Below are 21,414 nucleotides of genomic sequence, written 5' to 3' on the forward strand. Positions count from 1 at the left end.
GCGTCGATCTGGTCATACGCCTTGAATTCACCGAAAAACTTCGTGATTGCCGCAGTCAGCGAGGTCTTGCCATGGTCAACGTGACCGATGGTGCCGATGTTAACGTGGGGCTTCGTACGTTCGAATTTGCTCTTAGCCATCGCCGTTGTTCTCTTTGTTCTAGAACCGCTCAAGCGCCAGCGCAAAAGCCTATTGGCTTCAGGGCCAGCATTTATGCCAAAACGGAACGGCGAACCGCCCGTCGATGATTCCTTACACGCCTATCCGCTCTTGAAAACTGGAGCGGGTAACGGGAATCGAACCCGTGTATTCAGCTTGGAAGGCTGCTGCTCTACCATTGAGCTATACCCGCATACTCTAAACTCTAATCCGACAGTGGTGGAGGAAGTTGGATTTGAACCAACGTAGGCTTAGCCAACGGATTTACAGTCCGTCCCCTTTAACCGCTCGGGCATTCCTCCTAATATCACTATCAGCAGAGTCGAGTAACTAGGCATTTTTGCGAAGCGGTCGGTTGGCTGTTGGGCTCACCGTCGCTCCACGGGGGGCCTTATGACGATAAGCGCTTCCCCTGTCAACAGGGTAAAAGCGAAAAGAATGCATGGCTATCCACAGTTTCGCCAAAGCGTCCCAGAAGACCGGGCTCGGCCATGCATTCCGACACGCGGAAAAATCAGGATATGCGGGCTTTCGCCCCTTAATAGACAACCATAACAGCCTGATAGCATTTACAGGGCAAGCAGCTATCTTCCCTCTCTTATAAGAGTTATAAGCGCGCCATGACCGATCAGAACACGCCCCGCACCCCTAAAGATACTCATTATGCGCGCCTGCGCCGCCAGCACCGCGACCAGAAAGCCGCGGCTGAAGGCAAGGCGCCACACAGGCCACAACGCGCCGCCATATCGGCCAGCGCGGTAACGGATGGCACCGTGCGCCTTTATGGGCTGCATACGGTTCGTGCAGCCGTTGAGAATCCGGCTAGAAAGATTCTGCGCATGCGCGCAACGCGTAATGGTTTTGCGCGTCTTGAAATCGGAGAAGCCGATTCGCTACCCTTCCCCGTCGAAATTGTCGATCCAAAGGATATCGACAAGGAGACAGGCTCCGACGCCGTGCATCAGGGCGTGATGATCGAAGCAGAACCGCTGCGCGCGAAAAAGCTCTCTGAACTGCAGGACAGCCCGCTTTTACTGGTTCTTGATCAGGTAACCGATCCGCACAATGTCGGCGCTATCATGCGTTCGGCTGTCGCCTTTGGTGCAGGCGCGCTGATCACCACCAGCCGCCACAGCCCGCAGGAAACCGGTGTCTTAGCCAAGGCTGCATCCGGTGCGCTCGAACTTATCCCGCATATAGAGGTCAGGAACCTCGCCGAAGCGATTGAAGAACTGCATGGTCTGGGTTTCCAGACCATCGGGCTTGATTCGGAAGGCCCACAGGAAATGGAAGCAACGCTTGCCGGTGGACGAATCGCGCTGGTTCTCGGCGCGGAAGGCAAAGGCCTGCGCCAGAAGACGCGGGAAACCGTGACTGCGCTGGCGCGCCTCGACATGCCCGGTGAAATCAAATCGCTCAATGTCTCAAACGCCGCAGCGATTTCGCTCTATGCGGCGGAGCGTTATTTGCGCAATCGTTGATTCAACCCCCATGCGCCGCGTGAAATATCTTACCGGCGCATGGCATTGTTGAACGAACAGGGTCAGGCGGTCGCAATATAGGTGCGAATCTCGTCGGCCTCGCGCTCTACATCTTCGATTCGCCGCTTCACGACGTCACCGATAGAGATGATTCCGACCAGTTTGCCGTGTTCTTCAACCGGCATATGTCTGAAACGGCTGCGCGTCATGATTTCCATGACCTGGTTGATCGTGTGATGCTCCCGACAGACCTGCACTTTTGCGGTCATGACCTCTGCAACCGGCATGGCCATCGCGCCGCTTTCCCTGGCGGACAGCGCCCGGACCACATCGCGTTCGGAAAGAATGCCTTGGATATGACCGGCCTCGTCGCAAACCACTAGCGCGCCGATCTTATGTTTGTTCAACATGGCCACGGCATGGGAAAGCGTGTCGGCAGGTGCAATTACGACGACATCCCTGCCCTTTTTCTCGAGAATCGATCTTACTGTCATGCCAAGTCCCTCCAAGATTTAGCATTCGCTGTTTCAGGCGCTCAAACGCCTAAAAGCAGAACGCAGCTCCTCCCGCCGCGTTCCGTGATGGTGCGCTTTGATTGCAGGTTTAGCAAGTACCATAAAACTGGGAGGGAACTGTTCTAACGCCTTAGAACTGCGTCATAGCTGCGCGGACGATCCAGCAGTGAAATCCCGAAGAAACCAGCGATAAAACCGCCAATATGCGCTTCCCAGGCGATGCCGGACAGATCCGCGCCGCCGGTCGTGTAAAGACCGGTGATGATATTGATCACAAACCAGACGCCAACGAAGGTCAGGACGGGTTTCAGCGTCAGCGTAAAGCCAACCGGCAGCACCGGACCGGCAAATTCCGCACGCCGTCCGGAATTCACACGCCGGAAGCCGTAGCGCGCCGAAGCGCCCATCATGCCGGAAATCGCGCCCGAAGCACCGACCAGCGGCGTCACGCTGTCCGGATAAACTGCATAGTGCGTCAGTCCGGCGATGATCGCCGTAAATATCCAGAAAATGATCATGCGGGCGGTTCCGATTCGTCCGGCAAGCGGCGAACCGAAGGCGGCAAGCCAGATCATATTGACCACGATATGCTCGATACCGCCATGCATGAAGGAATAGCTGATCAGCGTGAACAGGCCCGCCGGATCTGAGAAACCGCCTGCCGTCGAGAATCGCGCTGGAATCAGTGAGAAGTTCAACATGAACTCATAGTTCTGCTGCTCGCTAATCAGATAGTTCTGATAGACATAGACCGCTACGCAGATACCGATCAGCGCGATCACCACGCCCGGAATATTGAAGATCGGCTCACTTCCGCCCGAACGACCGCGATTATTCTGCATTTCCGGTTGCGGAAGGACCATGAACACTGCTTTCCAGATTGCGAAACCGTGGTGGGGCCAGTCAGGCCCAGAAACGACAATCGGCCCAATCGGACCGGTCACGTGGCGAAACCAGCATTTGATAGGATAGAAATCGTTAAAAATAAAGGCCAGTGGAGGTCAACCACCGGCCCTGACGCGAACCAACGAGATTCGCAAAAATAACAACTGGATCTCAGAAAAACACCAACCAAGACAACGGCTTCGTCTGATGGGCTCATCAAACGCCAGCCCTATCCGCATTGCAAGAATTACTTGTTGTTAACCTTAACAGCGGAGCGTCGTGGATGAAGAAAGGGTTAAGCTGGCATCTGCGTCGTTAATACTATTTTAATGGTCGCGAGCTGGAGCCAAAGCGCTTCGCAATCGATCAGCATCCAAATCCACCCTGAATCAAACGAACGGCGCACGATGAAACACCGCAGCACGATCGCGATCTTCAGCGAATGGCAGCGACTGGCCTTTGATCGCAATGACGATCTTGAGCACGGTTTCCAGGCGCCGCAGCGCACCGATATCGAACCGCGTCGGCTCGGGCGGCATTTGTCTGATCTCTTCTTCGCAGAAGCCGATGAAAATGGCGAACTGGTCTTTCGTCTTGGCGGCACGCGAATCTGCACCCTGTTTGGCCGCGAGCTGAAGGGGGTGCGCCTGTTGTCCTTGTGGCCGGAGCGCGACCGCCCTGCTCTCAGCGAATTAGCGCAGAATGTCAGCGCGATGCAGATCCCGGCGCTGAGCCTTCATGATGGAATCAGTCTTACGGGTCGCAGCCTCAGCTTCGAAATGCTGCTCGCCCCATTGGAAGCGAGCAATGGTCGTGTCGGCCTTATGGGCAGTATGGCCGTTCTGGACAATGTGACATGGGCAGGCGCCGACCCTCTGGTGCTCGGCCATCTCAACCATATTGAGCCGATTGCGCCGGATGTGGCGCTTGCCGACGAAGCGGTGAAGGCAGCCATCTTCACGGTCAATGCTTCGAATCGTACCCGCCAATGGACAGAAACCCGCATGGCGACGCCGCCCATGCGCAAGGCACCGCATCTGCGCGTCATCAATGGCGGCAAAGCCTGAAATCGCAGTTTCTCTTTTGCGCCAAAACTGCTTTAAGTGTAATGTAAATAACAGGTTATTGGCGACAGACGGAGATGGGCCAGCTTCAATGAGGGGATTTGCGGCGACATCACCTGCGAATTGCGGGCGGCAGGATAATTTCAATGCCGTGAACGTTGATCTCAACGGTCGCTATATGCTGGAAAACCGCAGCGAATATCCTTGCGTCCTGAAGCGCATGTCGCCCGGCACCGCCCTGATGACCGGTATCGCAACGCCGCGCAATGGCGAACGCATCATTGCCTATATCGACCATGTCGGACGAATCGAAGGCACCGCCTACCAGATTTCAGCGGAAGGCTTTCACCTTCTCCTCACCAATACCGCGACCAAGAAGGACAAGCTATCGGCACAGCTGACATGGCTTGCCAACCGGCATGAACTTTCTCTGCCGGAAGATCGCCGCCACGAGCGTGTCGTACCGCGCAAGTCGCATCAGAATGTCACCTTCCCCGATGGCACCCAGTTGCTCTGCCGTATTGCCGACTTGTCGCTTTCGGGCGCGGCTATCGAATGCGACGTCAAACCGGCGATCAAGAGCGGTGTCCTGCTGGGGCCGATCCGCGGGCGGGTCGTGCGCCATTTCGCAGACGGTTTCGCCATCGAGTTTGCCACCATCCAGACCAGCACCACGCTCGACGGCCTTTTCAGCTAAACATTATGCGACTGAAAAGATGAACGCGCGTCAAGGTTACGGATTGGCAAACCGCGTTCGTGGGTGTAAACATCAAAATCACGCGAAAACCCGCGTTTTCAGGCTGAAATAGCCGCTTTCTTTACAAAAAGTTTCAGTATTCGGCGCAGTTTTAATCGAATTTGAATCGCATTTTCGTGCGCAAATTTGCGCGCCTTCAAATTGTCCCGGTCATTTTGATCTCCAACAGGGAGACAAAAGAATGACCAAGCAAACCATCATCGCAGCATTTCTTCTGCTGATTGGCGTCGGACTGGCCCAGGCAGCGAACCCGGCCTCCAACTCGCCATGGATGAGCACCGGCGAACGCACCTCGCAGCCGATCGGACATTACGAATTTTGCGAGCGCTATCCGGCTGAATGCAAAATCGTCAGCCGCAACACCAATGCTCTCAAGCTGACGCCGAAGCTGTGGCAGCAGATCATTGCCGTCAATGACAGCGTGAACACGCGAATCAAGCCAGCAACAGACATGGAAGTCTGGGGTCGCGAGGAATATTGGGAATATCCGGTAACCGCTGGCGACTGCGACGACTACATGCTGGAAAAGCAGCGCGAGTTGATGGCGCTTGGTATTCCTGCCAACACGCTGCTGTTCACCGTCGTTCGCCAGCCGAATGGCGATGGCCATGCCGTCCTGACGGTTCGCACCGACCGCGGCGATTTCATTCTCGACAATCTCGATGAGCGCGTTCTGGCCTGGAACAAGACCGACTACACCTACCTGAAGCGTCAGTCGACGGCGAACAGCGGCAGCTGGGTTTCGATCAAGGATGACCGCGACATTCTCGTCGGCAGCATCAAGAACTGATCAAACGCCGACTTCAATCAAAGGACGGGCCGCCAGTCTCCCTCTGGCCCCGTCCTTTTTTATTGTCGAGAAGTCAGGCCGGTTCCATGCCGCGCATGAAGGAATGTCCCTTCTCGACATAATGCTTGGCAGATAGCTTCAGCTTTTCCACCGCCGCCTCATCCAGCTCACGCAAAACGCGCGCGGGCGAGCCGACAACCAGCGAGTTGTCCGGGATTTCCTTGCCTTCCGTCACCAAAGCACCGGCGCCGATAAGGCAGTTCTTGCCGATTTTCGCACCGTTGAGCACGATAGCGCCCATGCCGATCAGTGTATTCTCGCCGATAGTGCATCCATGCAGGATCGCCCGATGGCCGATGGTGCAGCCCGCGCCAATCGTCAGCGGAAAGCCGATATCGGTATGCATGATGCAGTGTTCCTGCACATTGGTGTCATCCCCGACGGAAATCACTTCATTGTCGCCGCGAAGCACAGCGCCAAACCAGAAACCCACATTTTCGCCCACGACCACCTTGCCGATCAGTGTCGCATCCGGCGCAATCCAGTTGCTGGCGCGGTCTGCGAAATGTGGCTTGTGTCCGTTATAAGCATAAATCGGCATGTGGGCTCCTCCATCAGAATGTCTTCATGAAAAGAGCTAAGCTTTTTTTGGATGCGGGACAAGCGCGGCTTCATGCTCCGTTAACCATAAAAGGCCGATAATCGCTGCAATATCATCAGCATGGCATTCCCGCCGAATGGAAAGCGCAATCGAAACCACCACGACAAAAGATGGCAACCGGCTGTTCGTCCGCGTTTTGCTGGCGATTGCCGTGCTTATTTTGCTTTCCGTTGCGATCAATATTGGCGGGCGCATGCTCGGCCCGATGATTGCGCGCGGCGGCCATTCCGACAGCACGCATCTCTATAAAGTGCTGATTGGCAACAATGTGCTGTCGATGCCAGCCAATATGATCCGCTTTTCCAATCAGCGGCGCGACGGACTGAGCACCCGGCTTGATCTTTACGCACGCTGGCCCGGAATGACTGGCTATACAGAAGCGGATCGCGCAATCTTCAATCTGCTCACGCCAAAACGGCAATTGCTGTTCATGTCAATTGAGGAACGCACGATGTCCCGCGACATGAGCGGACGCTATCTGCCGATCTATGCTGCGTTGATAGAGCCGGAGGGGGAACCTTTACCGGGAGGACTGACCATCCACCGGTTTACGGAAGGCAGCGGTTACATCGGCGAAGAACTCGTGCTTTCCGACACAGCAAGCGGCAATCCCGCTTTCGTGGCGCGGTGCATGAGCGATGCATCAGCGGAAAATTTCAACGCCTGCGAGCGCGATATCCAGTTCGGCAAAGGGCTGCAGATTCTCTATCGCTTTCCCCGCGATATGTTGGCCGAGTGGAAGACACTCGATGAAGCCGTGCGCCAGTTCGCAACCGGGCATCTGTTGGGGAATAACTGAAAACTGTCGTAATGAGAGTTAGATCATCCGGCTAGGATGTTTTCAGTTCGTCGCGCCCACCGACAATGCAGACGAGCCTGTATGACAGAAGGTGATTCCCGACGATGGCGCATCCGCGACTGATTGTGACCGCCGGGCTTCCCGGCTCCGGCAAAAGTTCGGTTGCCGAGGGATTGGCCCAAGCACTTCAGATAGCGGTTCTGTCCATCGACCCGATTGAAGCGGCCATGTGGCGCGCCGACATTCCGAAGGAGATGACGGGCATCGCCGCCTGTCAGATCGCTGAAGCGATAGCGGGAGAAAATCTGAAACTCGGCCTATCGGTGATTGTGGATGCGGTTAATCCGGTGGAGGCGGCCCGAAACATGTGGGTGCAACTCGCGGAGCGCACCGATGCGACTCTGACTTTCGTGGAATGTCATTGTTCCGATCTCTCGATCCACCGTCAGCGGATCGAAAATCGCAGGCGCAATATTCCGGGAATGGCGGAGATCAGCTGGGAGCGGGTCGAGCAACGGCGCAACGAATATGAGTCTTGGTCGCATGACCGCATCGCGCTCGATACAGCACACAATACCACCGAACAACTCGTTCAGCGCGTACTCGAATTTCTCCGACAACAGCAGTGAAGCGGTAAAGCCGCATCAACCGTTGCTGAAAACAAAACGCCCTCTCCGCAATGCGGAAAGGGCGTCAGATCGTCGGGCTATGACGGATCATCATGGATCACGCGCGAAAATCAGGCGATTTTTCGCAGTCGCGCCTTAGAGATCGACGTCGAGAATAGCCATCGAGAAATTGTAGGACAGTTCGCCTTCGTCCTCATCCTTGTAGATCAGGCCCAGAAACTCGTCGTCAATATAAAGCTCGGCCGAGTCGTTCTTGCGCGGGCGCGCCTTCACCTGAAGGCCCTGATTGTTGAAGGTCCGTTTGAAATAGGCGTCCAGTTTTTTGAGTTCTTCGGGTTTCAACCGGCTTCTCCTGAATTTGAATGAGGCCGGTTTATTGCACCCGGTCTTTTGTGATGTAAACCCCTGGGGAGCCAGTCCTTCGGGGTTTTAGCGCCTAACCACCGCTTTCGACAAAATATAGGCCGCTTGCGGAAAAAAACCAGCAAGCGGCCCGGTTTCTGTGCGTTCTGCTTCTGCGCGATTAAATGCCTTCACCCAGCACGCCATCGCCCAGCAACTGGTCCATGACGCGGGACGGTTCGGCGCAGCCTGTATCGCCAATAATCTTGGCAGGCACGCCGGCAACCGTGACATTGTGCGGAACAGGCTTCAGCACGACAGAACCTGCCGCGATCTTTGAGCAATGGCCCACTTCGATATTGCCGAGAATCTTCGCGCCCGCACCGATCAGCACGCCATGGCGAATTTTGGGATGGCGGTCCCCGCTCGACTTGCCCGTGCCGCCCAGCGTGACGCCGTGCAGAATCGAAACATTGTCTTCGATCAATGCAGTCTCGCCGACGACAAGCCCCGTGGCATGATCGAGAAAAAGCCCGCTGCCCAACTGCGCTGCCGGATGAATGTCGGTCTGGAAGATCGACGACGAACGGCTCTGGAGATAATAGGCAAAGTCCCGGCGACCTTCGTGATAGAGCCAATGCGCCAGACGGTGCGTCTGGATCGCATGAAAGCCCTTCAGATAAAGGATTGGGTCCATGAAACGGCTATAGGCCGGGTCACGGTCGTAAACGGCCTGAATATCCACGCGAACGGTCTGCGACCATTCCGGATTGGCATCCAGCATCGCGTCGAATGTCTGGCGCAAAATATCGGCGCTCAGGTCCGCATGGCCAAGACGTTCCGAGATGCGGTGCATAACGGCATCTTCAAGGCTCGGCTGATTGAGGATCGTTGCATAGAGAAACGTTCCGAGCACCGGATCGCACTTGGCGGCTTCCTCCGCTTCGGCGCGGATCGAGTGCCAGATAGGATCGACTTGCCCGAGGCTGACATTCATTTTCGCAGTTGAGCGAACAGACATGGATATACTCCGGTTTTGCACCGCGCGGACCAAACGAAAGCCGAATTTTCCGGCATGGCTCCGCACCGCAATACGAGTTCGGCGCGAAGCATAACTGAAAACACTTTGCCTTGACACCGCAGAAATTGACACAGGCCCTATAGGGCGATCAGAGCGGATTTTCCTTCAGAAACTCCAGCACTGCCTTTTTGTAAACCTTGTCGCCAACGGCCAGCATATGGTCGCGTCCCGGAATATCGAGCGCCTGACCGTTCGGCAGCAAATCGGCCAGTTCCTGCGGATTACCGGCAATGTCGTCGGTCGTGCCGACGGCAACCAGTACCGGCTGCATGATCCGTGCGATAGCTGCGGCTGGTACCAGCTCCTTCGAGGTGATCACACAGGCTGCAAGCGCAATACGGTCGCTCTTGGTCTGGTCTGCAAATTTGCGGAACATCTGGCCACGCGGATGGGTGATCGTTGTCGGATCTTCCGCCAAAAGCGCCTCGCCAATCGGTTCCCAGTCGCCAGCGCCGGTGACCATGCCGATGCCCAATCCGCCGAAGATTGCGCTGTGAACACGTTCCGGATGCTCGATAGCCAGAAACGCCGTAATCCGCGCACCCATCGAATAGCCCATCACATGCGCCTTCTCGATGCCCAGATGATCGAGCAGCGCTGCCGCATCGCCCGCCATCTTGGTCGGCGTGTAATCTTCTTCCTTGTGGCTTTTGGCTGAGAATCCATGTCCGCGATCATCTATGGCGATGACGCGATAGCCTGCCTCGGTCAGCGTCCGGAACCAGCCCGGCGAAACCCAATTGACGAGACTTGAAGACGCAAAGCCGTGGATCAGCAGGATCGGATCGCCTTCTCCATCCTGACGATATGCAAGACGCAGGCCGTCATTTTCGAAATATTCGATATCGAGGGCACTCAACTGTTCATTCCTTTTGATTGTTCCGTCGGCGATGTCTGGCGCGATTAGGATCGACACTCGCCGCATATCACGCGGTGGACGGCCCTGTCGCCCTTCTTGATACCGGTGCGTTTTACCGTACCGCCCAGAAGTTCGACCACAAAAGCTGCCGGCACTTCGGATGAAATGATATCTTCCGAATAAGGCACCGCATTTTCGTGAATTGCCGTGACACGGCCCTTGTCATCAAGGAAAACCATATCCAGCGGCAGTGGGGTGTTCTGCATCCACATCATCACGCGGCGCATCTCGCCGAAGACGAAGATCATTGCGCGGTCTTTGGGAAAATCGGTGCGCCACATCAGCCCGCGCACACGCGCATCGTCGGAATCAGCCACTTCCAGTGCAAAGGGGAGTTTATTGCCCTTGGCCGTGATAAAGGTCAGCGGCGCAGCATCCACTGGCAAGCGCATCGGCTGCTTTTCCTGCGCCTGCGCGCCGAAAGCTGCGAATAAAAATGCAAAAACGAAAAAGAACCGAGCCATACTCAACCCACGCCAAAAACCTGCAATTCGGGCGGGGAGATTATCAACGCGGCAGAATGGGGACAAGAGAGGAACGGCCACCCCTCACCGCCTTTTGACTACTATCGTCACAGACAGTTCAAAGCGCGGGGCACCGTAAGGCCCGTTTTCATGCGTGTGTGTCTCCCAAAGCGATTTCACTTTGGGAAGACAGGCTCAACTTGCTTGGAAAATCAGTGTGAAACCGGGATGGCCGTGCCGATATCCGGGTGAATTTCAGCGGCCATCAGGCCCTTGTCGCCCGTGCCGAAACGAATGAGCACGACCTGACCGGGGCGCAGTTCCATCATGCCGAAACGGCGAAGCGTTTCCATATGAATGAAAATGTCCTCGGTGCCCTCACCACGGGTGAGAAAGCCGAACCCCTTGGTACGGTTGAACCACTTGACGATAACGCGCTCAAGACCGCTCGATGGCGTGACCGTCACATGCGTGCGCTGCGGTGGCATCTGCGCCGGATGAACGGCAGTGGATGTATCCATCGAGAGAACGCGGAAACATTGCATGCCGCGCTCACCGTTGCGGACTTCGCAGACGATCCGTGCGCCTTCCAGCGCCGTCTGGAAGCCATCGCGGCGAAGCGACGTCACATGAAGCAGGATATCGTTCAGGCCCGGCTGATCCGGCACAATGAAACCGTAGCCCTTGGCCACGTCGAACCACTTGATGTGGCCCGAAATTTCAATGATATCGCCCAGCTCTTCCGAGGCGTGCTGGCTGTGAAACTGGTCATTCGACACAGACTTGTCCGCCATGCGTTCGCCCCTCCTCTATTCTTCCGTTGCGATTCAAAGCTGATTCTTAATCAAAGAATAACACTTCATTAACCGGAGGCGGCAAGCCTAAACTTTTGTTCTCCCCCACGATCATCACAGACTTTGTGTTTCCATGGTTACCGCACCTGCCGCAAAGTCCTGAAACCGACTTCATTTCGGGACATATGGCAACGACGCCCGAAGGCAATTCCCCATTTGATGTTTTTTGACGCCTTACGGGCGTCCGCGCTTGTCCGAACGTCACAAAACAAAAGTGCAACGTGGAAAAGCGCCCGCTATTTGCTATATCCCTTCTCGAGCCCCAAACGCTTCGGCACATGCTGGAAATGCTTCAGGAGAATAATATGCGCTATTTGCACACGATGGTTCGAATCCGCGACATCGATGAATCACTCGATTTCTACGTGAATAAATTCGGTCTTGAAGAAACCCGCCGCATCGAAAACGAAAAGGGGCGTTTCACGCTGATCTTTCTTGCCGCTCCCGGCGATGCAGAACGCGCCAAGGCGGAGCGCGCACCGACGCTCGAACTGACCTATAACTGGGACACGGAAGCCTATACGGGCGGACGCAATTTCGGCCATCTCGCCTATGAAGTGGACGATATCTACGCCACCTGCCAGAAGCTTCAGGACGCTGGTATCGTCATCAACCGTCCACCGCGCGATGGCCACATGGCTTTCATCAAGACGCCGGACGGCATTTCCATCGAGCTGATTCAGAAGGGCGAGAGCCTTGCCCCGCAGGAGCCTTGGGCTTCCGCTGAGAATGTCGGCAGCTGGTAAGAATTCTGCTTTCAGGCATTTACCCCACGCGAAACCGCTTCGCACTCTTGCTGGAAATGCTTAAACGAAAAAAGCCCGGTCTCGCGACCGGGCTTTTTTGTTGATTGGAATGCTTATTCCGTTCCCTGAATTGCCGCGAGCAGCCACTCGCCGCCATCGACACGGGTAAAGGTCCAGATTTCCGTGCTTTCGACCGGCTCGTTCGGGTTGCCTTCGACAACCGCGCCCGTGTTGCGATCAAGCATGACGTCGATTGCGGAGTAACGGATCGCCACGGTCGCATAATCGACATTGCCTTCACGCCAGGCTTCCGAAACATCGCCCTGAAGCAGCTTTACGTCCTTCACTTCGTTGCGCATACCGCTAGAAGCGATTTCGCCCAGTTCTTCGGCGAGGTAGGACATGGCTTCCGGCGTGGTCAGCTTACGCAGCGCAGCATAATCCTCGCGGCCATAGGCGCTCTGGACTTCCGAAAGCATCTGCTCGAAACGATCAAGCTCTTCCTGTCCGACGTCCATCGGCTCTTCTTCAACCGCCGGGGCAACCGGCGCTTCCGCCTGCTTGGCGCTTGCGCCGAATGGATTGACCGAAGGCGTGCGGCCGCCAAAGCTGCCAGCCTGCTGCGGTGCGGCATCCTTTGCCGCGCCAAACGGCTGTGCGGAACCGAATGGCTGCGCGTTGGCATTGCCCGCGCCAGCCGTTGCCGTTGCGCCCTGACGGCGATTGGCAAACATGCGCATGACGAACATCGCGATCAGCGCGATTACGCCCACCTGCAACAGGAGGCCGAACATGCCAGCCAGACCGCCAAGGCCGTTACCGAGCATCATGCCGATCAAACCGCCAACCAAAAGGCCGCCCAGCATGGAGCGACCAAAATTGCCAAACATGCCGCCTGCACGCGCAGGAGCCGCATTCTGCGCGCCAGCGGCGGCAGGACGGGTCGTCTGCGTTGCACCGGTATTCGGCGTCATCGAACGCTCAATCGGAGCTGCATTATTCGGTGCGGTACGCGTCGGCGCAGGCGCCTGATAGGTACGCGCGCCACGGCTGCCAAAACCGCCTCCGCCTGCACGGCGAGCCTCGGCGAAATCGACAGCGGCGAATGAGGCGATCAGGCCCAGGACCATCGCAGCGGTCAGTTTTGTCAGGCGGTTTCCGAAACCCGGCATTGTTTACTCCCATTTAGAGACATGACTGAATGTTTAAATCATTGCTCATATGGGAATTGCCCCCTGTTCTTCACAAGGGCGTGAACGCAAAAAAAATCGAGAAATTTCAAATGCGGTTAAACCGGCTTTGCTGCATCCAGAATCTGGATCTGGGGCGAGACCGAGCCGTTCCAATGATTGAGCGACAGGTTGCCGACCACATGGACACTCTGCCCGATATTGTTGAACAGGAAGCGCCCGAGATCGCCTTCAGCCACGCGAAACGCAATGCCATTAACCCGCTTGCCATCCGCGCCGCGCAGAGTAACACGCACATGGTCACGACCGACGCCACGCACATCGGCCAGCACATGATGCGGCAGAGCCAGGGTCGGTTGCGGATGGGCGGAACCGTAAGGCCCGGCCTTTTGCAAGGCTTCATAAAGCGAAACAGTAGCACCGGAAGCGGCCAGCGCACCGTCGATCGAAAGGCTCTGGTTCTCGCGCAAGCGCGCAACGACATGCGCCGATTCGTCTTCAAGATAGGCTCTCAGCGCGCCGAGCTTGGCGCGTTCGATGGTGATACCGGCTGCCATGGCATGACCACCGCCCTTGACGAGCAGCCCGCGCTCCACAGCACCGCGCACCAGCTTGCCCAGATCAAGGCCACTGATCGAACGCCCCGAACCGGAGCCCACACCATTGGCATTAAAGGCGATGGCGAAAGCGGGTCGACGTGCCTTTTCCTTCAGGCGGGAAGCCAGCAAGCCCACGATGCCCGGATGCCAGCGCTCGCTGGCTGTCACGATCACCGAAGCGCCCTCACCGCCTGAAATCTCAAGCGATGCTTCCGCTTCCGCTTCCAGAAGCATTTCCGCTTCCATCGCCTGTCGTTCCTGATTGAGCCGGTCAAGTTCGACGGCGATACGGTCTGCCATCGATGGATCATCGAGCGTCAACAGCCGCGCACCCAATCCGGCATCGCCGATACGACCGCCTGCATTGATGCGTGGGCCGATGAGATAGCCGAGATGAAAAACATTGATCGGTTCGCCGATACGCGACACGCGCGCTAACGCTGCCAGACCGGCATTGCTTTGCGCACGCGCAACCAGCAGACCCTTGACGATGAAGGCACGATTGACGCCCTGTAGCGGCACCACATCGCAAACTGTTGCCAGTGCGACCAGATCAAGCAGCGACAGCAGATCGGGTGCAGTCCCCTTGCCCCGCTCGCGCAATATCTTGGTGACCTGCACCAGTGTCAGAAACACCACGCCCGCAGCGCAAAGATGGCCCTGTTGGGAAATATCGTCTTCGCGGTTCGGGTTGACGATGGCCACCGCATCTTCCGGCAGATCGCCGCCGACCTGATGGTGGTCAAGCACGACAACATCCGCTCCGGCCTGTTTGGCCGCAGTGATCGATGGAGCGCTGTTCGTGCCGCAGTCAACGGTGACGATCAGGCTGGCACCCTTGGAAACCAGCTCGCGCATCGCATCGGGATTGGGGCCGTAACCCTCGAAAATCCGGTCCGGAATATAGATCGAATGCTGAATGCCATAGTGTTTTAGGAAACGCGCCATCAGCGCGGAAGAACATGCGCCGTCCACGTCATAATCGCCGAAGATCGCCACAGTTTCCCGGCGCTCGATAGCATCGGCAATACGGCTTGCCGCCTTTTCCATATCGGTCAGCGTCGACGGATCGGGCATGAGATTGCGCAGCGTCGGATCAACAAATTCCGGCGCGCCTTCAACCGTTACGCCTCGTCCCGCCAGAACGCGCGCAACCAGATCGGAAATGCCATGATGCTGGGCGATGGCAAGCGCTGTGTTCGCTTCGCGCAGCCCCAGCCGATCCACCCATTTCTGGCCGGTTGCAGATTGTTTTATTCCAAGGAAGAGGCGATCTGTCGTCATAAGCTCTTAAAGACACAAAAGGCGGCATCTTTGCAATGCCGCCCGCAATTTATCAGTGGCGCTTCATCTTAATTGTCACGCGCCGCACGGGCCAGTCCGTGCGCCACCAGCCGGTCAATAACTTCTGGATAGCTGACGCCACTCACTGCCATGACTTTCGAATACATGCTGATATTGGTGAAACCGGGAATGGTATTCAGCTCGTTGATCAGAAACCGCATATCCGGCGTCACGAAGAAATCGACACGCGCCATGCTGTCACAACCAAGCGCCCGAAACGCCCGCGCTGCAACCGCCTGAATTTCAGTCTCGATTTGCACCGGCAAGTCCGCCGGAACTTTCAGCGCCGCGCCGTCTTCGTCGATATATTTGGCGTCATAGCTATAAAAACCATGGCTTTGCGCGGGCACGATTTCGCCAGTTCGCGAAACGAACAGGCCGTTATTCTCATCCTCTAGCACTGCGCACTCAATCTCGCGACCTTGGATGAACTCTTCCGCCAGAAGCTTGGCATCGTGACGGAAGCCTTCCGCAAGCGCTTTCTGATAATCAGCTTCCGTCTGAACCTTGCTGACACCGACCGACGAACCCTGACGCGCGGGCTTTATGAAGACTGGCAGACCAAGCGCGCCCGTCAGCGCATCGAAGGTTGGAACCGCCTCGCGCGTAATCGTCGTCGCACGCGCCACGGGAATACCAGCTTCCGTCAACAGGCGCTTGGCAATGTCTTTGTCGAGCGCATTCGCCGAGCCGCAGATGCCGCAACCCGCCATCGGCACACGCGCCACTTCGGTCAGTCCCTGTACGCTGCCATCCTCGCCGTGAAGGCCGTGCAAGACCGGAAAGACGATGTCGATCCGCGCCAGTTCATAAGGCAAGCCGTTTTCGGGCAGCGCAACAGCGCGTCCCTTACCGCCCGGCAACAATGAAACTTCAGTACCGTGTTCGGGCCGTTCCAGCTTGCCGCCAGCAAAGCTCGTCAGCAGCCATTGCCCCTCATGGGTGACATAGATTGGAATGGCTTCGTATTTGGCCGGGTCCAATGCGTTCATGACATTCGTTGCGGAAAGAACCGACACATCATGCTCGGCGGAACGTCCGCCAAAGAGTACCGCGATCCGTAGCTTGTTCGGCGTTTCAGTCATGCCCGCTCCATCTCTTCATCTAAAGGTGACTGAACACAGTCGCGATCAAAATGACGAATCTTTGGCCAAAGCAGTTGCGCAAGGCTCCATAAACAGAAATCCCGGAAAGCGCGGGGCTTTCCGGGATTTGTTTGCTTCATCGTCACATATGACGCGAAAAACTAGAACTTCGACAGATCCTGATGGCGAGCCTTGATCTCGCGCACCGTCTGCGAGCTGGAACGCATCACAATGGTATGCGTCTGGATGTAATCGCGGGCAAACTTCACGCCGGAAAGCATGTTGCCGTCGGTCACGCCGGTAGCGGCAAAGAGCACGTCGCCCTTGGCCATTTCTTCCATCGTGTAGACCTTCTTCGGGTCCGTAATGCCCATCTTGAGAGCGCGGGCGATTTTCTCGTCCGTGTTCAGCTGGAGACGGCCCTGCATCTGACCACCAATGCAGCGCAGAGCTGCTGCAGCCAGAACACCTTCCGGTGCGCCGCCAATGCCAATATAGATATCGATGCCGGTTTCCTCCGGGCTGGTCGTGTGCATCACGCCTGCAACGTCGCCGTCGCCAATCAGGCGGATCGCAGCGCCGGTTGCGCGCACTTCTTCGATCAGGCGCGCATGACGCGGACGGTCCATGATGCAAGCCGTGATTTCGTTTGGCTTTACACCCTTCGCCTTGGCAATAGAGTTGATGTTGTCGGTAGCGGTGGCGTCGAGATCGACAACGCCCTTCGGGTAGCCCGGACCAACGGCGATCTTTTCCATGTAAACGTCAGGCGCATAAAGCAGGTTGCCCTTCTCGGCGATGGCAATGACAGCCAGCGAGTTCGGCAGGTTCTTGGCGCAAATCGTCGTGCCTTCCAGCGGATCAAGCGCGATATCGACATCCGGTCCCTGCCGGGTGCCGACTTCTTCACCGATGTAGAGCATCGGCGCTTCATCGCGTTCACCTTCGCCGATCACAACCGTGCCCGAAATCGGCAGGCGGTTCAGTTCCTGACGCATGGCGTCAACGGCGGCCTGATCGGCAGCCATTTCATCGCCGCGGCCCCGCAGCCGCGCTGCTGCCACTGCTGCGCGTTCGGCTACACGGACCAGTTCCAGTGTAAGAATGCGATCCAGTCCGTGGGGGTGCTGCTCTGCGGTTTTGGCCATTTGAACAAAGTCCTGAATTCGAATTGCGTTGATGCACCACGAAGGGCGCCATGCCGCGTTTATAGCGACACTATGCGAACCTTTTGTCAAAGTCCCCGGTGCCCTGCAAGAGCCCGAAAGCTAAAAACTATGTGCGCTCAAATGCTTAATCGATTTAAGGGCAACACGCTTCGTTTCATGCCATGGCCGGGCGTGAACTGGCATGCCCGGCATCATGGTGCAACCTGCCCCGGAATAACCACGACAGGTTGCGGAAAGCGACTCGCGATTCAGCCCGCGCGCTCGATGCGTATCATCTGCGGCTTATCCACCAGATGATCGTCCTTGAGGATAGCTTCCAGCGCTTTCTTGACGGCTGCTTCCGTGGTCTCATGCGTGACGAGGATGACGGTCTTGATGCCTTCCTGCTGCGTATCGCCCATGGGCGGGCGCTGCACGATCGACTCAAGCGAGATATCGTTCTCGGCCATGCGCTTGGCGATACCGGCGAAAGCGCCGATGCGGTCGAGAACCGTCAGACGAATGAAATAGCCGCCCGCATGCTTGCGCATCTTGGCGCGCTTATAGGGCTGGAGCGCCTTGGCAGGCGTGCCGAATACCGGGCCATGCTGGAAGCCCGGACGGCTCTTGGCAATATCGGCAATATCGCCGATGACGGCAGACGCAGTCGCATTGCCGCCAGCGCCCGGTCCCGACAGCAGCAGTTCGCCCAGCAGATCGGTCTCGATGGCTACGGCGTTTGTGACACCATGCACTTGCGCAATGACCGACGAGGTTGGAACCATGGTCGGATGCACACGCTGTTCAATACCCGTATCGGTCTTCTGCGCAACGCCCAGAAGCTTGATGCGGTAGCCCAGTTCATCGGCGGCGCGAATATCGGCCAGCGAAATATTGCTGATGCCTTCAAGATAGATATCGTCGGCGGCAATCTGCGTGCCAAAGGCAAGGCTGGTCAAAAGCGCAAGCTTGTGCGCCGTATCGTTGCCTTCAATATCAAAAGTCGGATCGGCTTCAGCATAACCAAGACGCTGCGCATCCTTGAGGCAGGTCTCGAACGAAATGCCCTCTTCCCACATCCGGGTCAGGATGTAGTTGCAGGTGCCGTTCATGATGCCATAGACGCGCGAAACCGTATTGCCGGTCAGCGACTCGCGCATTGCCTTGATAACCGGAATGCCACCGGCGACTGCCGCTTCGAAGTTGAGCAGAACGCCCTTGTCTTCGGCGATTTTCGCCAAGGCAACGCCGTGGCGCGCAAGAAGCGCCTTGTTGGCGGTCACGACATGACGACCGGCACGCAAAGCCGCCTCGACGGAAGCTTTCGCAGGGCCTTCGTCACCGCCGATAAGCTCGACATAAACGTCGATATCAGCTGACTTCGCCAGCTCGACCGGATCATCGAACCAGTCGATGCCGTTCAGGTCAACGCCACGGTCGCGCGAGCGATCACGGGCGCTGACGGCGGTAATAGTCACCGGTTTACCGCATTGGCGAGTGAGCATTTCGGACTTGTCACGCAGGATACGCAACACTGAAGCGCCAACGGTGCCAAGGCCCGCAACGCCGATCCGCAATGCATCACTCATTATATCGACCTTCTGACTCTGATTGTCTGGATGTAGTGGATTTTCGGTAGGTGGGAAATTCTGGCCGCACGCCTGGCACGGCCAGAAAGGAAGAACCCGGAATGGCGCTTAGCGGCGACCTTCCAACGGGATTACATTGTGCAGGTTCTCATCCTTGGTGGAGAGGAAACGCTTGATATTGCGTGCAGCCTGACGAATGCGATGTTCGTTTTCGACCAGAGCGATACGCACATAATCATCGCCATGTTCGCCAAAGCCGATGCCCGGCGCAACGGCCACATCGGCCATTTCGACCATAAGCTTGGAGAATTCGAGCGAGCCCATGGCGCGGAAGCGTTCCGGAATCGGAACCCAGGCAAACATCGTGGCTGCTGGCGGCGGAACATCCCAGCCTGCGCGGCCGAAGCTTTCGACCAGCACATCGCGGCGCTGCTTGTACACATCGCGAACATAGGCAATGTCGGAACCGTCGCCGTTGAGCGCTGCGGTTGCCGCCACCTGGATCGGCGTGAATGCACCGTAATCGAGGTAGGACTTAACGCGCGTCAGCGCCGCGATCAGGCGTTCATTGCCAACCGCAAAGCCCATGCGCCAGCCCGGCATCGAGAACGTCTTGGACATGGACGTGAACTCGACTGCCACATCCATGGCGCCCGGTACTTCCAGCACGGACGGAGGCGGATTGCCGTCGAAATAGATTTCCGAATAGGCCAGATCCGACAGGATGACGATGTCATGCTTGCGTGCAAAGGCCACGACATCCTTATAGAAGTCGAGCGTTGCCACATAAGCCGTCGGATTGGACGGGAAGTTGAGGATCAGCGCAATCGGCTTCGGGATCGAGTGCTTTACGCCGCGCTCCAGAGCCGGGATGAAGCTGTCATCCGGCTTGGCCTGAATCGAACGGATGACACCGCCCGACATGATGAAGCCGAACGAGTGGATCGGATAGGTCGGATCGGGGCAAAGCACCACGTCGCCCGGCGCCGTGATGGCCTGAGCCATATTGGCGAAGCCTTCCTTGGAACCAAGCGTGGCCACGACCTGCGTGTCCGGGTTTAGCTTCACGCCGAAACGGCGCGCATAATACTGAGCCTGCGCACGGCGCAGCCCCGGAATGCCCTTTGACGAGGAATAGCGATGCGCGCGCGGATCCTGAACGGCCTCACACAGCTTGTCGACGATATTCTGCGGCGTCGGCAGATCCGGATTGCCCATGCCAAGATCGATAATGTCGGCCCCGCCCGCTCGCGCCGATGCCTTCAGGCGATTGACCTGTTCAAAGACATAAGGGGGCAAGCGACGGACTTTATGGAATTCTTCCGACATGATCCTGTTCCAAAAGGAGAGTTAACAATAGGACGCGTCATTGCGCCGTAGGAGGAGCTATACACCTGATATCGAATCGGGTCGAGACTTCTTGCCGCGCCGTTTGGGACGTGGCCTTCCGTGTTTATGAAGGGGTTATTCTTCGCCGGATTCGATCTGCTTCAGGGTAGCATCCGATTCATCCTGCGCCTGCTTGCGCATGGCCGCAGCCTGCGCGGGGGTAAAGCCGCCGCCAGTGGTTTTCGACGCCGCGAGACGCGTACGATCGGAATCGAGTTTCGCAGTCATCTGCTGCTTTTCTTCCGGCGTGATCTGGTCGGTCGCAGCTTTCGGCATATGGCCGAATGTCGGGTAGACGCCGGTGCGCAATGCGCCTTCCTGCGGGGTACCCTGAAATTCCTTGCCACCGGCACAGGCAGTGAGCATCGCTGCGGCCGTTACTGCCAGCATGAGATGGGCGATCTGCCGCGTGCTCTTGGTCATATGTCTGATCCCGGTTTTGCCGTTGATGCTGCCGCATAAGTCACGACAGAATATACTTCCGAAGGGATAGCACCAAGTCGATGCACCATGTCAACAAGCGATTGGTCCAATTCCGACATTTGGTTTGCCAACACCGTTTATTTCCGCCTGCGCAGCGCCGCGCCTTCGAAAGATTACATAAAGTAATATTTCGTTACTAAAGGATTAATCCTCAATCTTCTGGAATAAAGCGGGCTCTCAGTCGTACAAAATGCACTTCGATAGTTGCCTTCACAGCATAAAGAACTTAAAAATTGGCAACAATTGTAGATCGGGTGATTTGCACAATGCTAAAATTGGTTCACCGCAAAACTGCAGAAGCCACTTCAACGCATTGATATAACGGAGTTTGTTTCCCAAGGCTTATGTAAGGCTTTTATTAGGGGACTGCGGGAGAAATCACATTCCGTGATTGGTTCAACCCGCACGGGAGAGCCGATCTCCCGAAACCAGGTGGGCTCG

Annotated in this window: 23 protein-coding genes and 2 tRNA genes; 7 read left to right on the forward strand and 18 right to left on the reverse strand. The window is 56.8% G+C overall.

Features of this window, described 5'->3' with window-relative positions; genetic code table 11:
- The 3 genes from QBD01_RS20235 to QBD01_RS20245 form a co-directional block, all read right to left on the reverse strand.
- Positions 1–185 (reverse strand): GTP-binding protein (locus QBD01_RS20235; RefSeq protein ID WP_280994268.1); only part of this gene is annotated, 185 nt, incomplete at its 3' end.
- A 93-nt stretch (positions 186–278) separates the two neighbouring features.
- Positions 279–352: transfer RNA gene (locus QBD01_RS20240), tRNA-Gly, on the reverse strand.
- A 24-nt stretch (positions 353–376) separates the two neighbouring features.
- Positions 377–461: transfer RNA gene (locus tag QBD01_RS20245), tRNA-Tyr, on the reverse strand.
- 318 nt (positions 462–779) lie between these two features.
- On the opposite strand from QBD01_RS20245, the gene rlmB reads away from it, so the two are divergent.
- Positions 780–1,640 (forward strand): 23S rRNA (guanosine(2251)-2'-O)-methyltransferase RlmB, encoded by an 861-nt coding sequence (rlmB, locus tag QBD01_RS20250; RefSeq protein WP_280994269.1) that lies wholly within the window; start codon positions 780–782, stop codon positions 1,638–1,640.
- Between the two features lie 62 nt (positions 1,641–1,702).
- On the opposite strand, the gene QBD01_RS20255 is transcribed toward rlmB, so the two are convergent.
- Both QBD01_RS20255 and QBD01_RS20260 read right to left on the reverse strand, forming a co-directional pair.
- Complete coding sequence (locus QBD01_RS20255; RefSeq protein ID WP_280994270.1) at positions 1,703–2,134, reverse strand: CBS domain-containing protein; 432 nt, start codon at positions 2,132–2,134, stop codon at positions 1,703–1,705.
- 143 nt (positions 2,135–2,277) lie between these two features.
- The gene (locus QBD01_RS20260; protein ID WP_280994271.1) at positions 2,278–3,018 is read right to left on the reverse strand and encodes a rhomboid family intramembrane serine protease; all 741 of its coding nucleotides are present in this window, start codon (positions 3,016–3,018) and stop codon (positions 2,278–2,280) included.
- Between the two features lie 429 nt (positions 3,019–3,447).
- Here QBD01_RS20260 and QBD01_RS20265 point away from each other — a divergent pair, with 429 nt between their 5' ends.
- From QBD01_RS20265 to QBD01_RS20275, 3 genes are all read left to right on the forward strand, one after another.
- On the forward strand, positions 3,448–4,107 hold the full coding sequence (locus QBD01_RS20265) for a PAS domain-containing protein (RefSeq protein WP_280994272.1): 660 nt from the start codon (positions 3,448–3,450) through the stop codon (positions 4,105–4,107).
- Between the two features lie 88 nt (positions 4,108–4,195).
- Complete coding sequence (locus QBD01_RS20270) at positions 4,196–4,801, forward strand: PilZ domain-containing protein (RefSeq protein ID WP_280994273.1); 606 nt, start codon at positions 4,196–4,198, stop codon at positions 4,799–4,801.
- Positions 4,802–5,042: 241 nt separating this feature from the next.
- On the forward strand, positions 5,043–5,651 hold the full coding sequence (locus QBD01_RS20275; protein WP_078339268.1) for a transglutaminase-like cysteine peptidase: 609 nt from the start codon (positions 5,043–5,045) through the stop codon (positions 5,649–5,651).
- Between the two features lie 73 nt (positions 5,652–5,724).
- Here QBD01_RS20275 and QBD01_RS20280 read toward each other — a convergent pair whose 3' ends face one another.
- Positions 5,725–6,252, reverse strand: a complete 528-nt coding sequence (locus QBD01_RS20280; RefSeq protein WP_078339269.1) for a gamma carbonic anhydrase family protein — start codon at positions 6,250–6,252, stop codon at positions 5,725–5,727.
- Between the two features lie 136 nt (positions 6,253–6,388).
- Between QBD01_RS20280 and QBD01_RS20285 the strand changes: the two genes are divergently transcribed.
- Together QBD01_RS20285 and QBD01_RS20290 are read left to right on the forward strand one after the other, a co-directional pair.
- Positions 6,389–7,111, forward strand: a complete 723-nt coding sequence (locus QBD01_RS20285; RefSeq protein WP_280994274.1) for a hypothetical protein — start codon at positions 6,389–6,391, stop codon at positions 7,109–7,111.
- Between the two features lie 104 nt (positions 7,112–7,215).
- Positions 7,216–7,740 (forward strand): ATP-binding protein, encoded by a 525-nt coding sequence (locus tag QBD01_RS20290; RefSeq protein WP_280994275.1) that lies wholly within the window; start codon positions 7,216–7,218, stop codon positions 7,738–7,740.
- Positions 7,741–7,875: 135 nt separating this feature from the next.
- On the opposite strand, the gene QBD01_RS20295 is transcribed toward QBD01_RS20290, so the two are convergent.
- The 5 genes from QBD01_RS20295 to QBD01_RS20315 form a co-directional block, all read right to left on the reverse strand.
- Entirely contained in the window at positions 7,876–8,082 is a 207-nt protein-coding gene (locus QBD01_RS20295; RefSeq protein ID WP_078339271.1) for a DUF3126 family protein, read from the reverse strand.
- A 181-nt stretch (positions 8,083–8,263) separates the two neighbouring features.
- Positions 8,264–9,103 carry a serine O-acetyltransferase gene (gene cysE, locus QBD01_RS20300; RefSeq protein ID WP_280994276.1) on the reverse strand — a complete coding sequence of 280 codons (840 nt, stop codon included), beginning with the start codon at positions 9,101–9,103 and terminating at the stop codon, positions 8,264–8,266.
- 148 nt (positions 9,104–9,251) lie between these two features.
- Entirely contained in the window at positions 9,252–10,022 is a 771-nt protein-coding gene (locus QBD01_RS20305; RefSeq protein ID WP_280994277.1) for an alpha/beta fold hydrolase, read from the reverse strand.
- A 44-nt stretch (positions 10,023–10,066) separates the two neighbouring features.
- Positions 10,067–10,546 (reverse strand): DUF192 domain-containing protein, encoded by a 480-nt coding sequence (locus QBD01_RS20310; RefSeq protein WP_280994278.1) that lies wholly within the window; start codon positions 10,544–10,546, stop codon positions 10,067–10,069.
- A gap of 212 nt (positions 10,547–10,758) precedes the next feature.
- Entirely contained in the window at positions 10,759–11,340 is a 582-nt protein-coding gene (locus tag QBD01_RS20315) for a cold-shock protein (RefSeq protein ID WP_078339275.1), read from the reverse strand.
- A 365-nt stretch (positions 11,341–11,705) separates the two neighbouring features.
- Here QBD01_RS20315 and gloA point away from each other — a divergent pair, with 365 nt between their 5' ends.
- Positions 11,706–12,146, forward strand: coding sequence for a lactoylglutathione lyase (gloA, locus tag QBD01_RS20320; RefSeq protein ID WP_280994279.1), 441 nt, complete (start codon positions 11,706–11,708; stop codon positions 12,144–12,146).
- A gap of 113 nt (positions 12,147–12,259) precedes the next feature.
- Here the strand turns inward: gloA and QBD01_RS20325 are convergent, their stop codons facing one another.
- The 7 genes from QBD01_RS20325 to QBD01_RS20355 form a co-directional block, all read right to left on the reverse strand.
- Entirely contained in the window at positions 12,260–13,318 is a 1,059-nt protein-coding gene (locus tag QBD01_RS20325; RefSeq protein WP_280994280.1) for a Tim44 domain-containing protein, read from the reverse strand.
- 116 nt (positions 13,319–13,434) lie between these two features.
- Entirely contained in the window at positions 13,435–15,219 is a 1,785-nt protein-coding gene (gene recJ / locus QBD01_RS20330; protein WP_182521165.1) for a single-stranded-DNA-specific exonuclease RecJ, read from the reverse strand.
- A gap of 68 nt (positions 15,220–15,287) precedes the next feature.
- On the reverse strand, positions 15,288–16,364 hold the full coding sequence (locus QBD01_RS20335) for a D-alanine--D-alanine ligase family protein (RefSeq protein ID WP_280994281.1): 1,077 nt from the start codon (positions 16,362–16,364) through the stop codon (positions 15,288–15,290).
- 161 nt (positions 16,365–16,525) lie between these two features.
- Complete coding sequence (glpX, locus tag QBD01_RS20340) at positions 16,526–17,512, reverse strand: class II fructose-bisphosphatase (protein ID WP_280994282.1); 987 nt, start codon at positions 17,510–17,512, stop codon at positions 16,526–16,528.
- A 269-nt stretch (positions 17,513–17,781) separates the two neighbouring features.
- A complete protein-coding gene (locus QBD01_RS20345) occupies positions 17,782–19,101 on the reverse strand; it encodes a homoserine dehydrogenase (RefSeq protein ID WP_280994283.1) in 1,320 nt (439 codons plus the stop codon).
- 108 nt (positions 19,102–19,209) lie between these two features.
- Positions 19,210–20,430, reverse strand: a complete 1,221-nt coding sequence (locus QBD01_RS20350; protein WP_182521161.1) for an LL-diaminopimelate aminotransferase — start codon at positions 20,428–20,430, stop codon at positions 19,210–19,212.
- Positions 20,431–20,565: 135 nt separating this feature from the next.
- Entirely contained in the window at positions 20,566–20,913 is a 348-nt protein-coding gene (locus QBD01_RS20355; RefSeq protein WP_280994284.1) for a hypothetical protein, read from the reverse strand.
- Between the last annotated feature and the right edge of the window lie 501 nt (positions 20,914–21,414).

The sequence above is a fragment of the Ochrobactrum sp. 19YEA23 genome (genome assembly GCF_029909865.1).
GTDB classification, from domain to species: Bacteria; Pseudomonadota; Alphaproteobacteria; order Rhizobiales; family Rhizobiaceae; genus Brucella; species Brucella gambitense.